Here is a 24,355-nt window from a genome sequence, read left to right on the forward strand (position 1 = left end):
GAGGTATACCCATGTTGATCGATTCCCACGGCAGAAAAGTCAGTTATCTGAGATTGAGCATCACCGATCGCTGCAATCTGCGTTGTCTGTATTGCAGGCCCCAGTCCGAATGGACGTTCATGCCCCATGAACAGATTCTGTCTTTCGAGGAGATGGCCGAACTGGTGGATGTGGCCAAAGAGGCCGGGGTGGAGAAGGTTCGTCTGACCGGAGGGGAACCCTTCGCGCGCAAGGATTTCATTCCGTTCACGGGGCGTCTGCATGCCAAGTATCCCGACCTGGATCTGCGCATCACCACCAACGGAACCCTGCTTTCGGGCCGCGTCGACGAACTGCGCGAGGCCGGCGTCTCCTGCCTGAATATTTCTCTTGATACCCTGCAGCGCAAGAAATTCGAGGAAATCACCAAGGTCGACGCCTATGACCAGGTCCGGGCGGGCATCGATGCCTGTCTCGCGGGCGGGCTCCGGGTCAAGGTCAATGTCGTGGCCCTGAAGGGGATCAACGACGACGAGCTGCCCGGATTCGTGGATTTTGCCCGTGAGAACGGGGTGGATGTGCGTTTCATCGAGTTCATGCCCATCGGCTATCAGTCGCGCTGGAGCCGTGAAAATTACTGGCCTGCCGAGGAGATCATCGCCGCGGTGGAGAAACTGGTGCCTCTTGAGGAGGTGCTTGAAGCGTCCCGCAACAGCGGTCCGGCGCGGATGTACGGAATTTCCGGAGGGTCCGGGAGGATCGGGGTCATCTCGGCGGTCAGCAATCATTTCTGCGAGAGCTGCAACCGCTTCCGGGTCACCTCCGACGGCAAGCTGCGCACCTGCCTTTTTTCGGACCGGGAATACGACGTGCGGTCCATTCTGCGCGATCCGGGCCACACCATGCAGGACCTGCTCGACCTCTTTGCCCGCGCCAACGCGGAAAAGCCCTTGGGCTATCGCCTGCTCCAGGATCGCGAGCACAATCAGGTCTGCGATCGGGCCATGACGGCCATCGGAGGCTAGCTGGCTGTTGCAGATGACGACTGTGCAGGCTGCCTCGAAACGGTGAGATGCGGGGAGCAAAGAAAATCCAGGCCCCAGGCATAGCGGGGCCGGCGGGGGGCTGGATTTTTTGCAGCGACGAAGCGGACCGCCGTGATGGGGCTGCCGGCTAGGATTTTTTTTTGTGGACCAGTTCGTCCACGGCTTCGGGTGTGGACGCGATGGAGAGGGTGGGTTTTCCTTCCTCCAAAATGCGGTCGATATCCAGGGTTTCAATGACGATGTCGGATCCAAAGGCGTCTTCCTGCAGGGCCAGGTAGGCGGTTTTGGAAAAGGCCCGGGACTTGGCCCACCAGGAACTCCCTTTTTGCTCCCAGAAGCGCTGTCCGGATCGGTAGGCATACATGCCCGAACAGGCCAAGAATGCGAGATTGGTCTTGATTGCGGTCACGAAAGCTTTCCTCACCATGCTTTTTGCTTCTTGAAAAGCAAGTTGCGTTTCCTGTCTGACGGCCGGCAGCTGGCTGGTTTCTTCTCTACTCTTTGTACTCATATTTTTTCGGCCACTGGTGGGCCTGGAATCGATGCTTTGTTTGCTGAAAAATCTTTGATGCCAAAGTTCAGCTTCTACGGGAGTCCGGAGAGATTTGCAAATGGAGCTGGAGGTGGGTACGTATTTTCAAACAATTCATCCGGAGCCTGAAAACGCATGGAAACTCAGGAAATATCTTTTGAAAACATGGACTTCACCCGCGAAGTCTTTGGTCCCGGGAACGCGCATCTGGACACCGTGGCCGGGATGACCGGCGTGCGGATCGAGAGCCGGGGCAATGAACTCTCCATTTCCGGCGAAGACCCGCTCATGGTCGGTCTGGTCTGCCGGTATTTCGCCCAGATTTATGATCTGGTGCGGGGCGGGCATCAGCTTTTCGAGCGCGACATCGAGCAGAGTCTGCGCATCATGCTGCGGGATCCGTCCACCCCGCTCAAAACATACTATCAGGAAGCGCTGTTCGCGGTCTCATCCCGCAAGACGGTCTGCCCCAAAACCGTGACCCAGCGCGAGTACCTGCACTCCCTGCGCGAACTGGATCTGACCCTGGGCATTGGTCCGGCCGGTACAGGCAAGACGTATCTGGCCGTGGCCGTGGGCGTGTCCCTGTTTCTGCAGAAAAAGGTCAAGCGCCTGATCCTGACCCGGCCGGCCGTGGAAGCGGGCGAAAAACTGGGCTTTCTGCCCGGCGATCTGGTGGAGAAGATAAATCCGTACCTGCGTCCGCTCTATGACGCCCTGCACGACATGCTCGACTACACCAAGGTCCAGGAAATGATCGGCACCGGAGCCATCGAGATCGCGCCCCTGGCCTTCATGCGCGGCCGCACCCTGAACAACGCCTTTGTCATTCTCGACGAGGCCCAGAACACGTCCCCCGAACAGATGAAAATGTTTCTGACCCGCCTGGGCTATGGTTCGCGGGCCGTTGTCACCGGCGACATCACCCAGATCGACCTGCCCGGGCATATCGGGTCGGGTCTGGTGCAGGCCATGGAAGTGCTGAAGGATGTGCAGGGCGTTGCCATGATTCATTTCACCGAGGCGGACGTCATTCGCCATCCGCTGGTGGGGCGCATTGTCCGAGCCTATGACCAGCACCGTAAGGCCACCCTGTCGCGCGAGGCCGACGCATCCAGGCCGACCGCGCGCGGCAAGGGCCGCCGGGTCACGCCGGCGCGGGAGGGCTGATGCTGCACCTGGACCAGACCGTGCCTGTGGATCCGCGTTTTCCTTTGTCGGGGCCTGAGCTCATGGAGATTTTCGAAGGGCTGGCCCTGGCCTTTGGCCTTGATGAGTGGCAGCTCTCCCTGCGTATTGTCGATGACCGGGAAATGGCCGAGTTGAACGGCCAATACATGGGCTGCCTGGGACCGACCAACGTGCTCAGCTTCCCCGGCGACGAAGACTGGCTCGGGGACCTGGTGCTGTCCGCCGAGACATTGGTCCGGGAATGCCGGCTCTACAACCAGGACCCCCACGAATACACCGTGCGCCTGCTGGCCCACGGCCTGCTGCATCTCATGGGGCACGATCACGGCCCAGAGATGGAGGCGCTGACCGAACTCGCGGTGGATTCGGTCCGGCTTGACGCTGACGAATCCTTCAGGCGCCTGTTCCCTTCAGTCTGAGCACATCCCTCCACAGGCGAGGGCTGATGCGCGTGAAGCGGTCGAAGTCCGAGACAATCTCAAGGCCCGGCACAATGGCGCGAAAGACCGGCAGCCGCAGCTCGCGTTTGGTCAGGTTGGCGTAGAGAGGCGAAAGGCCCTGTGCGTCCAGGATCGCTTCGAGCAGGGTCAGGTCGCCTGCGGCCGAACCCGTGGAAGAGTCGGGCAGGTCTTCGAGCATGCGCACGGGCAGACCGTCCGGACCGGGAGCCGATGCTTCCGTGCAGGGAAAAGGGAAAGGCGTTTCGGTCAGGGCCGACAGCGCCGCCCGCAGGCCCGACAGGGATGCGCCCGTGGCCTTGACCAGCCCCCCGTCCTGCAGATGCACGAAACATTTATAGCATGGCACGCCAAGGTCCGTGGTCAGATCCTGAAAAACAGGGTCAATGCCCTGCTCGCGGTAGCGTTCCAGTACCGCGTGCATGCCGGCGTCACCGCTCCGTACCCGAAAACAGCGCGAAGGATCGAACACGCTGACGGCCTCGGCATCGCGTTCCACGACTTCAAGCAGCCCGCTGACCTTGGCCTCTTCCGGGGTATTCCCCGAGGCCAGGCCCGTGGAACCCAGCCCGCTGAACAGGCGGATCTCATCCAGATTGGTGAACAGATATACGGATTGGACCGGAACGAACCGTGCCTGTCCGTTTTTGTCGTGGGCGGTCATCCAGTGCAGGGGCTGCTGCGCGTAGGGTACTTCAAGGCGCATGCTATTCGGGTCCATGGCCATGTCGCCCAGTTCACGGCAGCTGCCCACCCGGATTTCGCCTTCATCCTGGCTGCCCGAGATTTGCCGGCCCCGGATGTCGGCGAAGGAACTGTAGCGTTCCACGATCTCCATGGCCAGGGATGCCTGCGCATCTTCCAGGCACAGCCCCCGGCCGTAGCTGGTCATGAGCCCTTCCAGGCGGTGGTTGAAGCTGCCGCAGCGCGTGGTGCGGTCCAGTCGCCAACGCTGCAGCACCCCCCACGGAGCCAGGGACGCGTGATGGCGCATCTGTTGGCCGTCCAGGATGCCGAGGCCATAGAGCCTCTCCATGGCCAGCGCGTACGTCTGCTTTGCCGGTCGCCGGGGACAAGGGGGCAAGGGCGCAAGGGCGGCCCTGATCCCGGCCGGGTCAAGTGCGACCTGCTCCCGGGCCGGTTTGAGAGGCAGGGCGGCAATGTCGCCTGGCAGGGGCTTGTGCTCGAAAATGTTCGCGGCCAGCAGGCGGCTTGCGCGGGCGTGAAGGTCATGGTCTGGCAGGGACGCGCTGGCCAGAAAGAGCTGCGGAGTCAGATCAGCCTGCGCCTGCCCCCGCATCCGTTCCCACAGTGCCGAGTGGGCCGGGGTCAGGAGCACGGCTTCGAGAATCAGGCTCTTGATGACGGGGTCGGCATCGGCATGCAGGGCGTGCAGACTGTCCGCATCGAGGGCGGCCAAGCGGGGGCGGACATGGGCGCGCATGAACTCATCGTTGGGCGTGCGGCGGACATGTTCCAGGCATTGCTCCAGAGTCAGGGATTCGGCAGGCTCAGGGCTGAAGTAGGCCACGCCGAGCAGACTCTCCTGATGGGCCAGTCGATAGCGGAAAGGGGCGGATGCGCCGGGGGCTGTCACTGTCACGGTGTTCTCCTGCAGCGGTTGATGTGGAGCTTGGTATCTATCTTGCTTGAAAACGCCTGCCAAGGAGATGCTGCCATGAAATTTTGCATGCTGTTCGTGTTGTTGTGTTGCGGTTGCGCGTATTCACCGGTGGATGTGAGCCTGAGCGAAATCCGTTACCATGATGACGCCCCGGTCGTTTTAAGCGAACTGGTCGAGGCGGTGACGCCTGAGTCCCTGCCTGAAAGCGGCCTTAGAGCCTTGATTCTGCCCTTTGCCCTGCGTCAGGACATTGCCGTGCGCAAGGACGTGGGCAGGGAGATGGCGGACATATTTCGGCTTGCCTGGCTTAATCGCCGCGTCTTCGAGGTTATGGAATACGATCCTTCCCGGCCGTGGCCCGGCCTTGCAGAGGCCATGGCGCAGGCACAGGCCAAGGGCGCCAATATTTTGGTCAGCGGCAACGTGTCCCAGTATTTCGAGGGCGCGCGCACGGGGCGCACTTCCATCGGCGTGACTGTGGAGATTCACTGGGTGCCCGATGGAACGCTGATCTGGTCCGCGGCCCAGGCCGCCACCATGGAGAGTGCTCCCGACAAGGATTTCGCCCTGTTTCGAAGCTCCAGGCGCTTGCCTGAAGATCCTACCTATGCGGTCATGCGGACCTTGTCCCAGAGCATGGCCGCGGGTTTTGCCCGCCACGCCTTCCAAGAGTAGCCGCCCTTCCTGCCCCGTTCATCTTCGCCAGTGCTTTTGTGCTGGCTTTTTTATTTTATTCCGGATGGTTGCCGCGCTCTTTACAAACCGGGGAGAAGCTCTGTAGGAATCATCTTTTTTGCGAACATGGCGTAACACATAAACCGGCTTTCCGGATGATCGGGTGATATCATGAAGCATTTTTTGTCGATTAATAGTCTGATGGCCACCGAGGCCATGGATCTGGTGCTGCGGGCCAAGGAAATGAAGGACGGGGACTACCGTTCCGACCTGCTCGCCGGCAAGACTCTGGCCATGATTTTCGAGAAGGCCTCCACCCGTACGCGCGTCTCTTTCGAGGTGGGCATCCGCCATCTGGGCGGGGACACGATATTCATGACTCCGGCCGACTCCCAGCTGGGTCGTAGCGAACCCCTGAAAGACACGGCCCGCGTGCTGTCGCGCTACGTGCAAGGCATGGTCGTGCGCACCTTCGCCCAGAAAAATGTCGAGGATCTGGCCCGCTACGGCAGCATCCCGGTGGTCAACGCTTTGACGGACATGTACCATCCCTGTCAGATCATGAGCGACATGCTCACCATCTACGAGCGGACTACGCACCTCAAAGACCTGGTCATTTCCTGGATCGGGGACGGAAACAACATGGCCCATTCCTGGATCAACGCCAGTGTTTATTTCGGGTTTCAGCTCAACATTGCAAGCCCCGAGGGATACGCCCCCAACACCGCCGTGCTGGAGCGTGCCTGGAAGATGGGTGCCAAGGTCTTTGTCACCGACGACCCCAAGGCCGCCATTGCCGGATCCCATTTCGTCAACACCGACGTTTGGGCCTCCATGGGTCAGGAAGCGGAGCAGAAGCGGCGTGAGAAGGCGTTCGCCGGGTATCAGGTCGATGACGAACTGCTCGCCCTGGCCGACCCGAATGCCAAGGTTCTGCACTGCCTGCCCGCCCATCGGGGCGAGGAGATCAGCGAGGCCGTGTTTGAAGGGCCGCAGTCCATTGTTTTTGATCAGGCCGAAAACCGTCTGCACATGCAGAAGGCCATTCTGGAATGGATTTACAGCTAATGCGGCATCGCCGCTTTGCATAACGGAGCACTTTCATGAGCAAGATAGAAAAAGTCGTATTGGCATATTCTGGAGGCCTCGATACCTCGGCCATCCTGAAATGGATCAAGAAAACCTACGAATGCGAAGTCATCACCATGACCGCGGACCTGGGTCAGGGCGAGGAATTGGACGGTCTGGAGGACAAGGCGCTCTCCACCGGCGCGACCAAGGCCTACGTCGTGGACCTGCAGGAAGAGTTCGTCTCCGATTATGTTTTCCCCATGTTTCGCGCCAACGCGGTCTATGAGGGGGGATACTTGCTCGGCACCTCCATCGCCCGGCCGCTCATTGCCAAGCGGATGGTCGAGATCGCCGTGGCCGAAGGCGCCCAGGCCGTGGCCCACGGCGCCACGGGCAAGGGTAACGACCAGGTCCGCTTTGAACTCTCCACCCTGGCCCTGGCCCCGCACCTCAAAACCATCGCGCCGTGGCGGGAATGGGACCTCAATTCCCGCACCGATCTGATCGCCTTTTGCGAAGAGAACGGCATCTCCGTGCCCGTGACCAAGGAAAAGCCCTATTCCTGCGACCGCAATCTTCTGCACCTGAGCTTCGAGGGCGGGGAACTGGAAGATCCGTGGTCCGAGCCCGGTCCCGGCACCTATCAGATGAGCGTCAACCCCGAGGACGCGCCGGATAAGTCCGAGGTCATCGTTCTGGATTTCGAGAAGGGCAATCCTGTGGCCCTTAACGGCCAAGCCCTTTCCCCGGCCAAGATGCTCGCTGCGCTGAATGAACTGGGCGGTCGGCATGGCATCGGCCGTCTGGACATGGTCGAGAACCGCTTCGTGGGCATGAAGTCCCGCGGCGTTTACGAGACTCCGGGCGGAGCCATCCTGCAGCGCGCCCACCGCGACCTTGAAGGGGTGTGCATGGACCGCGAGCTTCTGCACCTGCGCGACACCCTCATCCCGCGTTACGCCGAGATGGTCTACAACGGCTACTGGTTCGCGCCCGAGCGCGAGGCCCTGCAGGCCTTCATGGACAAGGCCCAGGAGACCGTGACCGGCACCGTGCGCCTGAAACTGTACAAGGGCGGGGTCTACCCGCTGGGACGCAAGTCTCCGTACTCGCTTTATAATCCGGATCTGGCCACCTTTGAAAAAGATGAAGTCTACAATCAGGCCGACGCTGCCGGATTCATCAAGCTGCACGGCCTTCGCCTGCAGGCCCGTCAGCCCTTTCTGAACAAGATCAAGGGCTAGGTCATGAGCTCGACGCAGAAGGAAAAAAAATTGTGGGGCGGCCGCTTTTCCGGCGATACCGCTCCTTTGGTCGAGCGCTACACCTGTTCCGTTGGTTTTGATTCGCGCCTGCATGCCCAGGACATCGACGGGTCCAGGGCGCATGCGTCCATGCTGGCCAGGCAGGGCATCATCAGCCAGTCCGAATGCGACGCCATCCATCAGGGTCTGGAACAGATCCGGGGTGAAATCGCGGACGGGACATTTGTCTGGAGGCAGGACCTCGAAGACGTGCACATGAATATCGAGCAGCGCCTGACCGAGATCGTCGGCACTCCGGGTCAGAAGCTGCATACGGGGCGTTCGCGCAACGATCAGGTGGCTCTTGATTTCCGGCTTTTTGTCGGCGCCTGTCTGGACGAGTGGGCCGCGAACCTGCGCGGCCTGATCGGTGTGCTCGCGCTGCGGGCCGAGGAGCATCATGATGTGCTCCTGCCGGGGTGCACCCATTTTCAGCCCGCCCAGCCAGTCAGTCTGGCCCAGCATCTGCTGGCTTACGCCCAGATGTTTCGCCGTGATCACGACCGGATTCGCGATGCTCTGGCCAGGACCAGGATTTCTCCCTTGGGCGCTGCGGCCCTGGCCGGGACCACCCATCCCCTGGATCCGGGGCAGGTCGCTTCGAGCCTTGGTCTGGGCGGAACGTTCGCCAACAGCATGGACGCGGTCTCGGACCGTGATTTCGTGCTGGAGGCCACGTTCTGCGGGAGCCTCGTCATGATGCACCTCTCGCGTCTGTGCGAGGAGATCATCATCTGGGCCAACCCGCAGTTCGGCTTTGTGCGTCTGCCGGACGCCTATTCCACGGGTTCGTCCATCATGCCCCAGAAGAAGAATCCGGACGTGGCCGAGCTCATGCGCGGCAAGACCGGCCGGGTCTACGGCGATCTCATGGCTCTTTTGACCCTCATGAAGGGCCTGCCCATGGCTTATAACCGGGACATGCAGGAAGACAAGGAGCCCTTCCTGGATACGCACGACACGGTGGCGCCGTCCCTGTCCATCATGGCCGGGATGCTCTCGGAGCTCGGTTTCAATCGCGAACGCATGCGTCTGGCCCTGAAGGCCGGTTTCCTGAACGCCACCGAACTTGCCGATTATTTGGCGGCCAAGGGCGTGCCTTTCCGGCAGGCCCACCATATCACGGGTGCCGCCGTGGCCTTTGCGGAGCAAAACGGGATCGGGCTCGAGGATTTGAATATCACCCAGTTGCAGCGTTTTTCCGCAGATATCGGCGAGGATGTCTTTGCGGTCCTTGATTACGATAACGCGGTGGCCAGACGGCATGTTCCCGGCGGAACGGGACCCGATTCCGTCAAAAGCCAGATTGAGGACTTGTCATCCTGGCTGGATGCGACATCGTAGCGCCTTGTCCCGACTGAAATCGGGCCTGTCTTCATTTCAGCAGGAATCATCCCCAAACGAAGAATCCCGCGTCGTGCTCACGACGCGGGATTCTTCATTTTCAGCGGGTTTTTGCGAACCATCCTGTGCGCGGGACCGACCCGGGTCGCCATGATCTGCCGGACAATACGTGTTTGTGAGTAGTTTGTAGGTATAATTTTTAAGTATGATTGTTAATTATTGATCTTTGAAAATACATAGCAAACCCAGTTACGCGCTCGTCATGTTCTCATCTAAATAACTAGGTACGTGCAGGGTGTTACTATCACTGGAGGTGGAACATGGAGCGGAATCTCTCAATGGGCGGCATTCTTGGCAACTGGAGGAGGATGACCGGCAAAACGTGTGACGACATCGCTTTGAACTCCCGGACGGCGGCTGCGACCGGTCATGACAAGGGCCTTTTCCGGATCTGTCATGAAGAGGAATTCCGAGCGCGTATTCTGCGCGCGAGGAGGTTCGGCCTGGATGATAGCAAACTCCTTTGTCCCGCAGAAAGCCATAGATTTGGTCTGTCATACATATGTTTGTGGGCGGAGGAAATGTTCATGCTTGTTGGCCTCGTGTGTATGTCACTGTTAAAATTCCTGTTTTTCGTGTTGTCGCGTGGGCGCGTTTACAGCTTGGCAGCAAGGAAGCAGACGTGGAAAATGACAGATAAGTTGTTGACGTTATTTATTTTTTCATGTAACATTTTAACAATATTTAAAAATAGAGGGTCTGGCGATTCGCTTTGCAGGAATGGTGTTGTCGTGAATGAATCCGTTCAAGGAGGGGGAATGGAGGGACGAGTCGTGCTCAATGTGTGGCGTGCCTTTGTACTGGTATGCATATTATGGCCGTTTTCCGCCATGGCGGAAAACTCGTATGTCGGCACTGCCGCCTGTAAGGACTGTCATGAAGAACAGTATGAAAATTTTACCAAATACGCCAAGAAGTCCCATTCGGACAGATCTGTGAAAATTATGGCTTCGGACTTGACCGAGGCGGAGCTTGCAACCTGCTATGGATGCCATGCCACGGGGTTTGGCAAGCCCGGAGGCTTCGTCAGCTACGAAAAGACGCCGCATCTGGCCGATGCCGGATGCGAGGTCTGTCATGGTCCTGGCTATGACCACGCGGAGAGCGGGGGTGATGCGGAACTGATCAAGGGCAAATTGACCATGGAAGATTGCGTGGGCTGTCACAACGAAGACCGGGTCAAGTCATTCAATTTCAAGCCGCTGCTCTACGGCGGGGCGCACTAGGAGGTCGTGATGGACATTTTCCGAAGATCTCTTGCCGCCAAGATGCTTGGGACCACGGCTCTGGTGTTGGTGGTGTTTTTCGGCATTCTTTTCTGGACGACCTTTTTCATGCAGAAGGCCGGCACGCTGCACGAGGTCGAGGTCACTGCGGAACGTACAGCGGAAATGCTCGCCTTGGCCATCCGGGAGCCCATGGCTCTCGGAGACAATGCCGGGACGACTCGAAAATTCGAGGAAGTCGGGGCGCGTTATGACGATATCGATATCCATCTGACAAATTTCAAAGGCAATATTACCTATTCCACTGCGGAGAAGTCTCTGCGCGGAGAAATTGCCGACGTCGTCAAAGCGCCCGAGTTGGCCGGCATGCTCGCGGAACGTCTGAAAACCGACGGGATAAGTCAGGTCATCACCGAAATCGACGGCACGCCCTCCTATGTCGAAGTGAAGACCATTCCGAACGAACCTGCCTGCCATCATTGCCACGGTGGAAATCAGCCGGTGCTCGGGGTTCTGGTCATGCGGCAGGACATTTCCAGGCAAATGGGCGCGCTCATGGACGGCCAGATCAAGGCCGGGGCGATTATGGCTACGGGCATGGTCGTGCTCCTTTGCTGCCTGGCATTTTTCATGCGTCTCGCGATTTTCAAGCCTGTCCATGCGGTGGCGCTGGCTACGGAGAAGATCAGCAAAGGTGACCTGACCGTACGGGTGGAGACCAAGAGCCGGGATCAGATCGGCCAGTTGGCGCAGAGCGTGAACACCATGACCGAGCACATGGGCTCCATGATGCAGGAGATAATCTCCGGCGTAGGCACCTTGGCGGAAGCTTCAGGACAATTGACCTCGGTATCGGAAACCGTGGCCAGCGTGGCCCGGGACAATCAGGATCGTTCCAACAGCGTGGCCGCCGCCGCCGAGGAAATGAGCCAGAATATGCGTTCGGTGGCAGCGGCCACCGAGCAGGCGACGGTCAACATATCGACGGTGGCCGCCGCATCCGAAGAGATGAGCGCGACCATCGAAGAGATCTCCAGAAGCACGGGCCGGGCCAGGGAAATTACCGCCCAGGCCGTGAGCGTGGCGCAGGCCACTTCCACCGATGTGGACCGCCTTGGCGCCGTGGCCAGCGAAATCAGTTCGGTGACGCAGACCATCACCGCCATCTCTTCCCAGACAAACCTGCTGGCGCTCAATGCCACCATCGAGGCCGCAAGAGCCGGTGAGGCAGGGCGGGGATTCGCGGTCGTAGCCAATGAGATCAAGGAACTTGCCAACCAGACGGCGGCAGCAACGGATGAAATCCGCAACAAGATCAGCGGAATCCAGGGCGCCACGGATCAGACCATCGGGCGCATCGGCGAGATCACCCGGGTCATCACGGACATCGATTCCATCGTGGCCACCATCGCCGCCGCCGTGGAGGAACAGTCCACGACAACCCGCGATATAGCGCAGAACATCGGCCAGGCCTCGCAGGGTCTTGACGAGGTCAACCATAACGTGACCCAGACTTCGGGAGTTGCCGGCGAGATTACTGTCCAGATCGCGGAAGTCAGCAACTCGGCTTCGAACATGAGCCGCAATGGCGAAACGGTTCGGGAGCATGCGGAAGAGTTGCGCGCCCTCTCGGAACAGCTTAAAGGGCTCGTGCAGATGTTTCGCATCAGCTAGATTTTAGACTAAAAGAGGACGCACATATGAAGAAGTTTTTTGTGACCGCGGCGCTTGTGCTGGCCATGGCCTGTCCGGGTTTCGCCAAAACCTACAACGTTTCCGTGAGTCAGTTTGTCGAGCATCCGTCACTGGATGCTGTTCTGAAAGGCTTTCAGGACAGTCTGAAGGCGCAGGGCGTGGAGGCGACCTACTCCGTGCACAACGCCCAGGCCAACATGGCCACGGCCAACCAGATCGCTTCCCAGATAGCCGGTGAAAATCCCGACCTTGTGCTGGCCATTGCCACGCCCGCAGCTCAGGCTTGCGCGCTGGCCTCCAAAAGGTCGCCGATCCTGGCCGGGAGTCCGCTCCTGTTCACGGCGATCACCGACCCTGTGAGCGCGGGGCTGGTCGATGACTTGGAAAAGCCCGGCAAAAACATCACCGGCGTCTCCGACATGCTGCCTGTGGGCCAGCATATGGCCATGCTGCGTCGCTTCTATCCCAATCTGAAGAAGCTGGGCATGATCTATAACGCCGGAGAGGCGAATTCCAAGACCACTGTGGCCATGGTCAAGGCCGAAGGGGCCAAGGCCGGTTTTGAAGTGGTGGAGGCGACCGTGGCCAAGACCAGCGATGTCTACCAGGCCGCCAAGGCTCTCGTCGGCAAGGTCGACGCAGTCTATCTGCCGACGGACAACACGGTGATTTCCTCTCTGGAGTCCGTGATCAAGGTTTGCCAGCAGGAAAAAATGCCTCTGTTTTCCGCGGATGTGGATTCGGTGAAACGCGGAACAGTGGCTGCGCTGGCGTTCGATTATTATCAGCATGGGTACCAGACCGGCCTCATGGCCAAGCGCATTCTGGTCGATGGCTCGTTTCCGTCCGTCACGCCCGTGGAGACGCAGCAGGAACTGGTGCTGCACCTCAATCTCGGGGCCGCCAGGAAGATTGGCGTGGATGTACCTAAAGAAGTCAGAGAGACCGCCGACAAGATTTATGAATAGCTCTGCGTTGCGCAGTTTTGTATCGAGGCGGCCTGGCCGCCTCTTTTTTTATGTATCGTCCACGACGACAGGTGTCCGGGCATGACGGAAGCGATCCGTGCCGCGCGTATCCTGACCATGAATCCGCAGTGTCCCGAGATTCGGGATGGCGGAATTCTGGTCCGGGAGGGGCGCATCCTGGCCGTGGGAGGCTGGCGCGAAGTGGCCGGGAATGGAGCTTGTCGCGATCTGGGGCCGGTGACCATCGTGCCTGGCCTCATCAATGCCCATGTTCATCTGGAATTGTCGCATTTGGCCGGACGGGTGCCCGGCGGCCGGAGCTTCGAGGCCTGGGCGGACGGCCTCTTTGCCGCCATGCGCGAAAGCAGGGTGACTGAAGCGGCGATGGCGCGGGCGGTGGCGGAGGCGCGCGCAAGCGGAACCTGCTACATGGCCGATGTGGTCGGCCGTGAATTCGACATGGTCCGCCGCGTATTGGAAAGTCAGGGGGTTGGCGGCTTCCTGTTCAACGAATTTTCGGGTCGGGCCCGCGAATTTTGTCCCAGGTCCCTGCCCAGGGACTGGAGTCCGGGCGTGCACGCCTTATATTCCACGGACCACACCCTGGCCCGGTCCATCAAGGAATGGTGCGCATCCCGTTGTCTTCCTTTCAGCCTGCATCTGGCCGAAGTGCCGGGAGAGAACGAACTTTTTCAAAGCGGCGGCGGTGAGTTTGCCGATTTTCTGCGCACCCGCCGCATTTTGCCCAAGGGATTTGCCGCGCCGGGCCTCAGCGCCGCCAGGTTCGCACGCGAACTTGGTCTGCTGGACGAACGCACTTTGGCGGTGCATTGTGTGCACTTGGACGAAAACGATGTGGAGATTGTGGCCGCAAGCGGAGCCCGGGTCTGCCTGTGTCCGCGCAGCAACCGCCAGATCGGAGTAGGCGACGCGCCCGTGGCCGCGTTGTGCGCGGCGGGAGTTCCTCTGTGTCTGGGTACGGATTCCCTGGCGTCGGTCCCCAGTCTCGACCTGTGGCAGGAGCTGCGGGCCGTGCGTGCGCTCATGCCCTCTACGGCGTCTCTCTTTGATCTTCTGGAGCTGGTGACCCGCAATCCGGCCAGGGCGCTTGGAATTGACGCGGACTATGGGAGCCTGGCCGTCGGTAAGCGCGCAGTCTGGGCGGTGCTTCCGGATGATATGCAATGACGATGGACGATGATTTTGACGGTCACGGGCACAAAGAAAAAACAGGGAGACGAGAAAGGCGAGGCGCGTTTGATGGGATCGTTGGCGGAAGCGTATAGGAGTCGAACCTACCGAAGACCTCTCGACCTTCCACCGGTTTTGAAGACCGGGCGCCACACCGGTGACGATACGCTTCCCCTTCGAAGAGGCTCGTATCTATCAATGCCCTCGGCAATGATCAAGTTTTTCCAGGAACCTTTTAAAAAAGCTTTTTTTTGGTGAAAATTTTCTTGTCATTCTGCAAACTGACCTTAACAATGTTTCCTTGTTCCGCTACGGTTTCATTCATTCTATGAAGCAAAATGGTCGGTGAGAGGAGCGCTTCTCAATCCGGCTTATGGAGGTTATTTCATTTGAATAGTTTTTCAAAGAATCTGGTTCTCTGGGCCGGGATCTGCATGGTCATGATTGTTCTGTTCAATCTGTTCAATCAGCCGCCGGTTTCGACTAATGACCTCAATTATTCGGAATTTCTCAATAAAGTCCGCCAGGGTGAGGTATCCAGCGTCAAGATTCAGGGTTCCCGTATCTCTGGAGTCCTGGTCAACGACCAGCGTTTCACCTCCTACGCTCCCGACGATCCGACCCTGGTCGACACGCTGGTCAAGAGCAACGTCCAGGTCAAGGCCGAGCCGCAGGAAGATGCCCCCTGGTACATGACGGTGCTCATTTCCTGGTTCCCGATGCTGCTCCTTATCGGCGTGTGGATATTCTTCATGCGTCAGATGCAGGGCGGAGGCGGAAAAGCCATGTCTTTTGGCAGATCGCGTGCCAAGCTGGTCACCCAGGAAGAAACCAAGGTGACTTTCGCGGATGTGGCCGGCGTGGACGAAGCCAAGGAAGAGCTGCAGGAGATTGTCGATTTCCTGAGCAATCCCAAGAAGTTCACCCGCCTTGGCGGCCGCATCCCCAAGGGCGTGCTCCTGGTCGGCGGCCCCGGCACAGGCAAGACCCTGCTGGCCAGGGCCGTGGCCGGCGAGGCCGGAGTGCCCTTTTTCTCCATTTCCGGCTCGGATTTCGTGGAAATGTTCGTCGGTGTCGGCGCCGCCCGGGTGCGCGACCTGTTCATCCAGGGCAAGAAAAACGCGCCCTGTCTCATCTTCATCGATGAAATCGACGCCGTGGGCCGTCAGCGTGGCGCAGGCCTCGGCGGCGGACATGACGAGCGCGAGCAGACACTGAACGCCATGCTTGTGGAGATGGACGGATTCGAATCAAACGAGGGCGTCATTCTCATCGCGGCCACCAACCGTCCCGACGTGCTTGACCCGGCCCTGCTGCGGCCCGGTCGATTCGACCGTCAGGTCGTGGTGCCCAATCCGGATTTGAGGGGCCGCAAGCGCATCCTTGAAGTACACACCCGCAAGACCCCTCTGTCCAAAGAAGTCGATCTGGAAGTGCTCGCTCGCGGAACCCCCGGCTTTTCCGGCGCGGATCTCGAGAATCTGGTCAACGAGGCGGCCCTGCATGCGGCCAAGCTGAGTCAGGATGTGGTCACCATGATCGACTTTGAAGAGGCCAAGGACAAGGTCATGATGGGCAAGGAACGGCGTTCCATGATTTTGAGCGACGAGGAAAAGAAGACCACCGCCTATCATGAGGCCGGTCACACGCTGGTCGCACAGTTCCTGCCCGGCACGGACCCCATTCACAAGGTGTCCATCATCCCTCGCGGTCGTGCCCTGGGCGTGACCATGCAGCTGCCCGTGGACGATCGGCACACGTATTCAAAGACGTACCTGCAGAACAATCTGGCCGTGCTGTTTGGCGGCAGGGCCGCAGAAGAGTTGGTCTTCAATTCCATCACCACGGGCGCCGGCAACGACATCGAACGTGCCACGGCCATGGCCAGGCGCATGGTCTGCGAATGGGGCATGAGCGAGGAGTTTGGTCCCATGGCGCTGGGCAAGAAAGACGATGAGGTCTTTCTGGGCCGCGACATGGCTCACATCAAGGACTACAGCGACGAGACAGCCAAGCTCATCGACCTTGAGGTCAAACGGATTCTCGGCGAGGCCTACAATCGCGCCAAGACCATCCTGCAGGACAACCAGGAGTTGCTGCATGCCCTGTCCCTGGCCCTCATCGATCGCGAGACCCTGACCGGCGAGGAAGTGGGCAGGATCATCAAGGGAGAGACCTTGGCTCCGGTCCAGAACGGCGTAAAGCCCGCGGCTGCGACGCAGGCCCCGGCCGCCGAGGGTGATGCCCCGGAAGAAGGGTTCACCCTGGATGAGGAGAACAGCGGCGACAAGGCAGGAGAATAAACCATGAACCCGGTGAGATTGGATACGGTCTCCTGGGATGTGAGCAGGGGGAGGACTTTGGGTCCTGCCCCCTTTTTTGTTGTGGGCATCCTGAACGTGACGCCCGATTCTTTTTATGATGGCGGACACGCCGCCGATGTCGACGCAGCCGTGGCCAAAGGGCTTGCGCTCTTGGAGGAGGGGGCGGACATCCTCGATATCGGCGGGGAAAGCACCCGCCCTTTTTCCGAGCCCGTACCCGCAGACATGGAACTGGCGCGGGTATTGCCGGTTGTGCGGGGGATCCTCGCGGTCAGGCCGGATGCCGTCCTGTCGGTGGACACAACCAAGGCCTCCGTGGCCAGAGCCTGCCTGGAAGCCGGAGCCCTGATCCTCAATGACGTCTCGGCCATGGATGTCGACCCGGAACTCCTGCAGGTTGTGCGCGATTTTCATCCCGGCTACGTCCTCATGCACAGCCTCGGTCGCCCGCGGACCATGCAGGTTGAGCCCCGGTACGAGGACGTGATGGCTGAAATCATGCGCTTTTTCGAAGCGAAGCTTGAAATTCTGGTGCGTTCGGGGGTGTCCGAGTCCCGGATTGCTCTTGATCCCGGCATCGGATTTGGCAAGACTGTTGAACATAATCTTGAAATATTGAAAAATATCTGTAAATTATTCAAATTCGGCAGGCCCGTGTACATGGCGCTTTCCAATAAATCCCTATGGGGAGAGCTGCTCGGCCGCCAGGGGCGGGAACGCAACGCGGCCACGCTGGCCGCGACCGTCGCCCTTTTTGAGAAGGGTGTGCGTATCCACCGGGTGCACGAGGTGCGCGAAATTCGTGACGGCCTGACCGTCGCACACATGCTTGGGAAGGGAACTTCGGGGGAACAGGGGTGCTGAGTTTTACCGTTGGCAATCTGCAGATCACCTGGCGGGATATCCTCGATATCCTGCTCGTGGGCTATATTTTTTTCCGGATAATTTTGCTGATCAAGGGCACCCGGGCAGTTTCGGTCATTTACGGCCTTCTTCTCATCATCGTGACGTATTTCGCCGCCGGTCAGTTTGGACTGTACACCCTGAACTGGCTGCTCGGAAATTTCCTGGGTTCCATCTTCCTTGTGGTCATCATCCTTTTCCGGCGTGATATCCGCAAGGCCCTGGCGGTCATGGGGGCGACCACGATCTTCAAGAAGGATTCGGTGCAGACCGCGGTTCTGGACGAGTTGATTCTGGCCCTGGTGCATATGGCCAAGAACAAGACCGGTGCGCTTATCGTCATTGAGCGCAACATTCCCATGGGAGACGTGGTTTCGGGAGGTATCGAGCTGCATGCGGCCTTCAGCAAGGATTTGTTGCTGACGATTTTTCATCCCGATACGCCGTTGCATGACGGGGCGGTCATTATCCGAGACAACCGGATTGAAGCGGCGGCCTGCATCCTGCCTTTGGCCGTCGGCCTCAAGCATGAGTCCGCGCTGGGTACCAGGCATCGCGCCGCCATCGGCGTGACGGAGGAAACGGACGCCGTGGCGCTCATTGTGTCCGAGGAGCGGGGCAGCATCTCTCTGGCTGTGGGCGGTCGGATCACCAGCAGCCTGAATGAGGTTCGATTGAAAAAAGTCCTTGCCGCTGCGTTGAGGAAATAATGTGGAATAATTGGCAATACAGAGTTCTGGCCATCTTGTTGGCCCTGGCGTGCTGGTACGTGGTCTCGGGCCAGGAAAAGGTCGAGACGTGGCTTGAGGTGCCCCTTGAATTCGTGAATCTGCCTCCTCAGATGGAGATCACCTCCGGCCTGGTCAGCAAGCTTCAGGTGCGGATCAGGGGCACGAGCAACCAGGTGCGCTCCCTGAACGTCGGCCGTCTGGCCTATAAGCTGGACCTGGGCAAGATCAATGTCGGCACCAACGTCATTCCGCTGGTGCCGGAAAGCATGACCATCACCTCGGCCGTGGAAGTGGTGGAAATCAGCCCCACGCGGCTTGAGCTTGTGGCCGATGTCGTGGTCTCCAAGACCGTGCCGGTGCAGCTCGACTGGACAGGCCTGCCCGGGGATGACGTGCAGTTCAAGAATGCCACGGTCTTTCCGGACCAGGTCACGGTTACGGGTTTCGCCAGCGCGCTTGAGTCGGTGGACAGCATCTCCACGACCCTGGTGCAGGTTTCGCCCGACGAGAGTCTTAGCGCCTCCGGGCGGGCGCGCCTGCTTATGCCCAGGGACGTCCGTACCCCGGTGTCCTCGGTCAGCTACGAATTGCAGTTCGGTCTCACGACCCAGGAGCTCTGGGTCAAGATGAATCTGGAACCGGTGCGATACAATACGTTCAGCTATACGTTCGAACCCAAGTTCGTGCGCATCAGGCTGGAGATGCCGGTGCGGCTTTTGAAAGACAAGGACTGGCGCGAGAGCCTGCACCTGATGATTGATCCGGGCTCGAACCCGGCCATCGGGCAGAGCGTGATTCCGCCTGTTCCCCGGTTTCCCGAGGGCGTGAAGATTCTGGAAGCCAAGCCCGAGGAAATCGAGATCATAGTACAGCGTAATGAAGAATTTGTTCCGTAATCGGAGGATGGATGGGCAGACTTTTTGGAACTGATGGAATTCGCGGGCGGGTCAACAGCCACCCGATGCAACCGGAACTGGTGCTGCGTCTCGGGCTTGCCGCCGGTCAGTATTTCCGGAACGGGAACAAGCGGCATCGGGTCGTCATCGGCAAGGACACGAGGCTTTCGGGTTATGTCTTTGAATCGGCGTTGACTTCGGGTTTTTGCGCGGCAGGGATGGATGTCTTTCTGGTCGGCCCTTTGCCGACCCCTGCCATCAGTTTTCTGACCCGCAATATGCGCGCCGATCTGGGCGTGGTCATTTCGGCCTCGCACAATCCGTACATGGATAACGGCATCAAATTCTTCAACAAGGACGGTTTCAAACTGGCCGACAGGGTGGAGGACGAAATAGCCGCCATGGTGACCAGCCCTGATTTTGTCTGGAAATGTCCCGATCATGATCAGGTCGGACGGGCCAGGAAAATCCAGGACAGCCCCGGGCGTTATATCGTCGAGCTCAAACACAGCTTTCCCGCGGGCATGACTCTGGATGGACTCACCATCGTCCTTGATTGCGCGCATGGCGCGGCCTATCGCGTAGCGCCACTGATTTTTGAAGAACTGGGCGCGCGGGTCATTACCCTGGGCATCGAGCCGGACGGGCTCAATATCAATAAGGGCTGCGGCTCCCTGCATCCCGAGGTGCTCGCCGCCAAGGTCCGCGAACACAGAGCCGACATCGGTCTGGCTTTGGACGGGGACGCCGACCGGCTCATCGTTGTCGACGAGTACGGCACTATTCTGGACGGCGACCAGATCATGGCCGTGTGCGCTGATGAGATGATGGCACGGGGCACGCTGGCCGAAAACACGCTGGTGGCCACGGTCATGAGCAACATGGCCCTTGAGGTCTTCATGCAGGAGCGCGGCGGGCGGCTGCTCCGCACCAAGGTCGGGGACAGATACGTCGTTGAGGAAATGCGCAAGGGCGGTTATCTTCTGGGCGGAGAACAATCCGGGCATCTGGTTTTTATGCAGCACTCGACCACGGGCGACGGCACGTTGGCGGCCCTTCAGCTGCTGAGCATCATGGTCGGCAGACAAAAGCCCATCTCGGAGATCGCGGGACTGCTGACTCCGTATCCGCAAAAGCTCGTGAATCTGAAGGTGAAGAAAAAAGTGCCCTTCGACACGGTTCCGGTTATAAAGGATGCGGTTCGGCATGCCGAAGACAGACTGGGGCGCACCGGGCGCGTTCTGCTGCGCTATTCCGGCACGGAATCCCTGGCCCGGATCATGGTCGAAGCGCAGGACCAGGCCCTTGTGGACGAACTGTGCGCGAGCCTGACCGCGGCCGTCGAGTCCGGTTTGGCCTGAAGACACAAGATTTCAAGAAGCAAGGAGCAGCCTTCTTCTTTGTGGGATAAAAAAAGGAGCGATGCATGCAGGTACGTAAAGTTGTCATTCCGGTGGCGGGGTGGGGAACAAGATCACTTCCGGCGACCAAAAATGTGCCCAAGGAAATCTTGCCGGTATTCCGAAAGCCTTCCATTCAATATATAGTGGAAGAAGCAATAGCTTCCGGCCTGTCGGATGTGGTTTTCGTCAACAACCAGAACAAGCGTATCATCGAGGATCATTTCGACTACAACCTCGCCCTGGAGCAGCTGCTGGAACGCAAGGGCCAGCTGGATCTGCTGGAGGAAGTGCGCAAGGTGGCCATGATGGCCAACATCATCGTCGTGCGCCAGAAGGAGCAGCTGGGCCTGGGCCATGCGGTGCTGTGCGCGCGCGAGGTCATAAAGGACGAGCCCTTCGCGGTCATGGTCGGCGACGACCTCATGTTCAATCGCGATCCCGGCATCAACCAGCTGCTTGAGGTCTGGAAGAACGAGCGCATGCCCGTGGTTGGAGTCATGGAGGTTCCGCGCGACAAGGTCAGCAAATACGGCATCATCGACGCCGAGGAATTTGCGCCGGGCCTGTACCGGATTCGCGGGGTCAAGGAAAAGCCGGATATGGAAAGCGCGCCGTCCAGATTGGCTCTGGTGGGACGCTATGTGCTGACCCCGGAAATATTCGACCATCTGGAAGGCGTGAAGCCCGACAAGACCGGCGAGATTCAGTTGACCGACGCACTGCAGTCCATGGCCCGCGACAATCGCCTTTTGGCCGTGAAGCTGCGCGGACAGCGCTTCGATGTCGGCGACTGGGTCGACTACCTGACCGCCAATATCTATTTCGCCCTGCAGGACGAGGATCTGCGCTACGATCTCATCGCCCGCCTGCGCGAACTCATCCCGCCTTCCCGCTAACAACCTGCCGGTCTTTGCCAAGGGAACGGGTCTCCCGTTCCCTTTTTTTTGAGGATTCATGCGCGAATTCTGTTCCGTCCTTCTTCTCTCTTCGCCCTACAGCGTGCTGACCTACGCCCTGCCCGAGGATCTGCCCCGGCGGATGTGGCATGTCGGCGCGCGTGTCGTCGTGCCGCTGGGCAAGTCGTTCCGGGTCGGCATACTGACGGAAGACAACGCGAGCGAGCCCGGAGGCTGCGTCTGCAAGGATGTGCTCTGGCCCGTGGACCCGGCCCCTTTTTTCAGCGCCGGATATCTTGATTTCATACGCGATCTGTCCATTCGCCAGATGGACGCCGCAGGAAAGATCCTGGCGCGCGTGCTGCCTGCTGCGCTCCGTGATTTGCCCTTGTTCAAGACCCAGGAGGGGCAGGCCGTCAGGCTTGGAGAATTGACTGCGGCGGATGCGCGCGCGGGACTGGCTCAGGACTGGCTGGCGGGCCGGTTCGCGCCCTATGTCTGCCCACGCAGGCAGGAACGGCTCTTTTCCCTGACCACGGAACCCCCGTGGCCGGTGCGCCCGCAGGCCACGGCGCAGCTTGACGTCCTGCGCTATCTGGACGTGCATGGCGTCTCGTCCGCCAAGGTTTTGAACACGCATTTCGGGAAGAATGTGTCCCAGCCCCTGCGTGTTCTTCTGAAGAAGGGCCTGGTCCGCGAGATCGAGTCCCATTTTCAGCCCGAGGAAGTCTGTGCTCCGGCGGCCGCAGCCTTCAGCCTGACCGCTGAGCAGCAGCAGGCGGTGGAAGGATGCTGGGAACTGCTGGCGGAGCGGGACCCGCGTTCGGCGCTGCTCTTTGGAGTGACCGGAAGCGGAAAGACGGCAGTCTATCTGGAGTTGGCCAGACGCTGTCTTTGCCTCGGAAAACATGTCATGCTCCTGGCTCCGGAGGTGGGCATCGCCCTCAAGCTCTACCGGGACGTGAGCGAGGCCCTGCCCGAGGCCGGGCTCCGGCTCTATCACGGCTACCTCAATCCGAGCGAGCGGCAAAGAACCTTCATGGAGCTTGCAGGACAGGCTCCGCCCTGCATTGTCGTCGGCACCCGCTCCAGCCTTTTTTTGCCCATCGAGCCCGGGCTGGTCATTTTGGACGAAGAGCATGACGCTTCATTCAAGCAGGACGAGGGGCTCATTTATCAGGCCCGCGAGCTGGCCTACGGTCGGATCACCCGCAGCGGGGGGCTTTTGCTCATGGGCTCGGCCACTCCGGATGTGAAGGTCTTCCACGCCGCCAGAAACGGGGGCATCGCCCTCAATCGTCTGCCCAACCGGGTGGGAGAGGCCCGGTTGCCGGAAGTCCGGTTGGTCGATCTGCGCGTTGAGCCGCCGGAGCATGGTCCTTTCGCCACCTCTGTGCGCGACGCCCTGGTGGAGGCCGTACAGGCCTCAGAGCAGGTCATTATTTTGCACAACCGGCGCGGCTATTCGCCCGTGCTCTATTGCGAGGCCTGCTCCGAACCCGTCAAATGCCCGCATTGCCAGGTCTCCATGACCCTGCACAAGAGGCGTGAGCTGTTGCTCTGTCATTATTGCGGCTACTCGTTGCAATTTCCCCTGTCCTGTCCCGGATGCAAGGGTAACGAATTTCTGCCGCTGGGTGCGGGAACAGAGAGGCTCGAAGAATTTTTGCGCGACGATCTGCCCCGGGACACCAAAATCTTGCGTCTGGACCGCGACACTTCCCGCCGCGCCGGCTCCATGCAGGAGACTCTGTCCGCCTTTGCCCGGCAGGAGGCGCAGATTCTGGTCGGGACCCAGATGCTCAGCAAGGGGCATCATTTTCCCGGCGTGACGCTGGTGGTGGTCGTGGACGGAGATCTGGGCTTGAATCTTCCCGATTACAGGGCTACGGAACGATCGTTCCAGATGCTGGTGCAGGTGGCGGGGCGCGCCGGACGTGGGGAAAAGAACGGCCGGGTGCTGATCCAGACCCGCAATCCCGGGCACTACTGCTGGCAGTTCGTGCGCGAGAATGATTACGAGGGGTTTTTCACCCGCGAGATCGCCTTGCGGCAGACCATGGGGTACCCGCCCTTTGTCAAACTCGCGTTGGTGCGGATTTCGATGCCTCTGGACCAGCCCGAAGCGGACCTCCTGGCCGCTTTCGGAAGTCGCATGCGCCTGGTGTGCCCGGCGGCCGGAGTGCGAATTCTGGGACCCGCGCCCGCGCCGCTTTCGGTGCTGCGCGGCCGCAAGCGCTTTCAATGTTTGCTTAAAGCCGATACATGGCCGGCGATCCGGGGCGTTTACGCACAAATGCGGGAAATCCTGGCCAAGGAAAAAAATGTTCGCATTTCCGTGGATCTCGATCCCATGGACATGCTTTAGCCGTCGAATATCGTAAGGGGATGCTATGAAGAACTTGAGAGTGGCCGATATCCTGTTGTCCGAGGCGGAAGTTGAATCACTGGTGGTGCAGGGCTGGGTGCGGACCAAACGCGAAAGCAAGGAATTCGTGTTTCTGGAAATAAACGACGGGTCGTGCCTCAAGAATCTGCAAGCCATCGTCGACGCCGGTGCCGTCGGCTTTGAACACATGGACCGGATCGGCACCGGCGCGGCCGTAAGTCTGACCGGGACGCTGGTGGAATCCCCCGGGCAGGGTCAGAAGTGGGAACTCAAGGCCCGCGAGCTGAAAGTCCTCGGTGAGGCCGACGCCACGTACCCTTTGCAGAAGAAGCGCCACACGGATGAGTACCTGCGCACCATCGCTCATCTGCGTCCCCGAACCAACAAGTTCGGCGCCCTGAACCGTATCCGGGCCGAGCTGTCCTACGGCGTGCATCAGTTTTTCCGCG

21 protein-coding genes and 1 tRNA gene (1 of these 22 running past the window's edge) are annotated in these 24,355 nt (G+C 59.7%); 19 read left to right on the forward strand and 3 right to left on the reverse strand.

Annotation, left to right across the window (positions count from 1 at the left end):
- Positions 1 to 11: 11 nt before the first annotated feature.
- Positions 12 to 1,004 (forward strand): GTP 3',8-cyclase MoaA, encoded by a 993-nt coding sequence (moaA, locus tag DBAC_RS01235; protein WP_012805452.1) that lies wholly within the window; start codon positions 12 to 14, stop codon positions 1,002 to 1,004.
- 148 nt (positions 1,005 to 1,152) lie between these two features.
- Here moaA and DBAC_RS01240 read toward each other — a convergent pair whose 3' ends face one another.
- On the reverse strand, positions 1,153 to 1,434 hold the full coding sequence (locus tag DBAC_RS01240; protein WP_012805453.1) for a hypothetical protein: 282 nt from the start codon (positions 1,432 to 1,434) through the stop codon (positions 1,153 to 1,155).
- Between the two features lie 258 nt (positions 1,435 to 1,692).
- Between DBAC_RS01240 and DBAC_RS01245 the strand changes: the two genes are divergently transcribed.
- Complete coding sequence (locus DBAC_RS01245) at positions 1,693 to 2,727, forward strand: PhoH family protein (protein WP_012805454.1); 1,035 nt, start codon at positions 1,693 to 1,695, stop codon at positions 2,725 to 2,727.
- Positions 2,727 to 3,167 (forward strand): rRNA maturation RNase YbeY, encoded by a 441-nt coding sequence (gene ybeY, locus DBAC_RS01250; protein ID WP_012805455.1) that lies wholly within the window; start codon positions 2,727 to 2,729, stop codon positions 3,165 to 3,167. The genes DBAC_RS01245 and ybeY overlap by 1 nt, the downstream gene beginning before the upstream one ends.
- Here the strand turns inward: ybeY and DBAC_RS01255 are convergent.
- Complete coding sequence (locus tag DBAC_RS01255; protein ID WP_012805456.1) at positions 3,142 to 4,809, reverse strand: YcaO-like family protein; 1,668 nt, start codon at positions 4,807 to 4,809, stop codon at positions 3,142 to 3,144. The genes ybeY and DBAC_RS01255 overlap by 26 nt on opposite strands.
- A gap of 75 nt (positions 4,810 to 4,884) precedes the next feature.
- On the opposite strand from DBAC_RS01255, the gene DBAC_RS01260 reads away from it, so the two are divergent.
- The 8 genes from DBAC_RS01260 to DBAC_RS01300 all read left to right on the forward strand — a co-directional run bounded on the left by DBAC_RS01260 (position 4,885) and on the right by DBAC_RS01300 (position 14,361).
- Positions 4,885 to 5,505, forward strand: a complete 621-nt coding sequence (locus tag DBAC_RS01260; RefSeq protein ID WP_012805457.1) for a hypothetical protein — start codon at positions 4,885 to 4,887, stop codon at positions 5,503 to 5,505.
- Positions 5,506 to 5,673: 168 nt separating this feature from the next.
- Entirely contained in the window at positions 5,674 to 6,573 is a 900-nt protein-coding gene (gene argF / locus DBAC_RS01265) for an ornithine carbamoyltransferase (protein WP_043810202.1), read from the forward strand.
- A 35-nt stretch (positions 6,574 to 6,608) separates the two neighbouring features.
- On the forward strand, positions 6,609 to 7,820 hold the full coding sequence (locus DBAC_RS01270) for an argininosuccinate synthase (RefSeq protein ID WP_012805459.1): 1,212 nt from the start codon (positions 6,609 to 6,611) through the stop codon (positions 7,818 to 7,820).
- Between the two features lie 3 nt (positions 7,821 to 7,823).
- Positions 7,824 to 9,224, forward strand: a complete 1,401-nt coding sequence (gene argH / locus DBAC_RS01275) for an argininosuccinate lyase (RefSeq protein ID WP_012805460.1) — start codon at positions 7,824 to 7,826, stop codon at positions 9,222 to 9,224.
- 818 nt (positions 9,225 to 10,042) lie between these two features.
- Positions 10,043 to 10,510 carry a cytochrome c family protein gene (locus DBAC_RS01285; protein ID WP_012805461.1) on the forward strand — a complete coding sequence of 156 codons (468 nt, stop codon included), beginning with the start codon at positions 10,043 to 10,045 and terminating at the stop codon, positions 10,508 to 10,510.
- A 9-nt stretch (positions 10,511 to 10,519) separates the two neighbouring features.
- On the forward strand, positions 10,520 to 12,184 hold the full coding sequence (locus DBAC_RS01290) for a methyl-accepting chemotaxis protein (RefSeq protein WP_012805462.1): 1,665 nt from the start codon (positions 10,520 to 10,522) through the stop codon (positions 12,182 to 12,184).
- Positions 12,185 to 12,210: 26 nt separating this feature from the next.
- Entirely contained in the window at positions 12,211 to 13,173 is a 963-nt protein-coding gene (locus tag DBAC_RS01295) for an ABC transporter substrate-binding protein (protein ID WP_012805463.1), read from the forward strand.
- Positions 13,174 to 13,254: 81 nt separating this feature from the next.
- A complete protein-coding gene (locus tag DBAC_RS01300; RefSeq protein WP_012805464.1) occupies positions 13,255 to 14,361 on the forward strand; it encodes an amidohydrolase family protein in 1,107 nt (368 codons plus the stop codon).
- 82 nt (positions 14,362 to 14,443) lie between these two features.
- Here DBAC_RS01300 and DBAC_RS01305 read toward each other — a convergent pair.
- Positions 14,444 to 14,537, reverse strand: a tRNA-Sec gene (locus tag DBAC_RS01305).
- 216 nt (positions 14,538 to 14,753) lie between these two features.
- Between DBAC_RS01305 and ftsH the strand changes: the two genes are divergently transcribed.
- The 8 genes from ftsH to asnS all read left to right on the forward strand — a co-directional run.
- The gene (gene ftsH, locus DBAC_RS01310; protein WP_012805465.1) at positions 14,754 to 16,667 is read left to right on the forward strand and encodes an ATP-dependent zinc metalloprotease FtsH; all 1,914 of its coding nucleotides are present in this window, start codon (positions 14,754 to 14,756) and stop codon (positions 16,665 to 16,667) included.
- A gap of 3 nt (positions 16,668 to 16,670) precedes the next feature.
- Positions 16,671 to 17,552 (forward strand): dihydropteroate synthase, encoded by an 882-nt coding sequence (gene folP / locus DBAC_RS01315; protein ID WP_012805466.1) that lies wholly within the window; start codon positions 16,671 to 16,673, stop codon positions 17,550 to 17,552.
- Positions 17,546 to 18,301: a diadenylate cyclase CdaA gene (gene cdaA, locus DBAC_RS01320; protein ID WP_012805467.1), complete on the forward strand. Its 756-nt coding sequence runs from the start codon at positions 17,546 to 17,548 to the stop codon at positions 18,299 to 18,301. The genes folP and cdaA overlap by 7 nt, the downstream gene beginning before the upstream one ends.
- Entirely contained in the window at positions 18,301 to 19,218 is a 918-nt protein-coding gene (locus DBAC_RS01325) for a CdaR family protein (protein WP_012805468.1), read from the forward strand. Before cdaA ends, DBAC_RS01325 begins: the two co-directional genes overlap by 1 nt.
- Before the next feature lie 11 nt (positions 19,219 to 19,229).
- Positions 19,230 to 20,579, forward strand: coding sequence for a phosphoglucosamine mutase (gene glmM / locus DBAC_RS01330; protein WP_012805469.1), 1,350 nt, complete (start codon positions 19,230 to 19,232; stop codon positions 20,577 to 20,579).
- 65 nt (positions 20,580 to 20,644) lie between these two features.
- The gene (galU, locus tag DBAC_RS01335; protein WP_012805470.1) at positions 20,645 to 21,517 is read left to right on the forward strand and encodes a UTP--glucose-1-phosphate uridylyltransferase GalU; all 873 of its coding nucleotides are present in this window, start codon (positions 20,645 to 20,647) and stop codon (positions 21,515 to 21,517) included.
- Between the two features lie 58 nt (positions 21,518 to 21,575).
- A complete protein-coding gene (gene priA / locus DBAC_RS01340) occupies positions 21,576 to 23,885 on the forward strand; it encodes a replication restart helicase PriA (RefSeq protein WP_012805471.1) in 2,310 nt (769 codons plus the stop codon).
- A gap of 25 nt (positions 23,886 to 23,910) precedes the next feature.
- Positions 23,911 to 24,355 carry the beginning of an asparagine--tRNA ligase gene (asnS, locus tag DBAC_RS01345; RefSeq protein WP_012805472.1) on the forward strand. 938 nt of this gene lie beyond the right edge of the window, so 445 of the gene's 1,383 nt are visible here — the first part of the coding sequence; it begins with the start codon at positions 23,911 to 23,913; its stop codon lies beyond the right edge, outside the window.

Source organism: Desulfomicrobium baculatum DSM 4028, from assembly GCF_000023225.1.
In the GTDB taxonomy this organism is placed as follows: Bacteria; Desulfobacterota; Desulfovibrionia; order Desulfovibrionales; family Desulfomicrobiaceae; genus Desulfomicrobium; species Desulfomicrobium baculatum.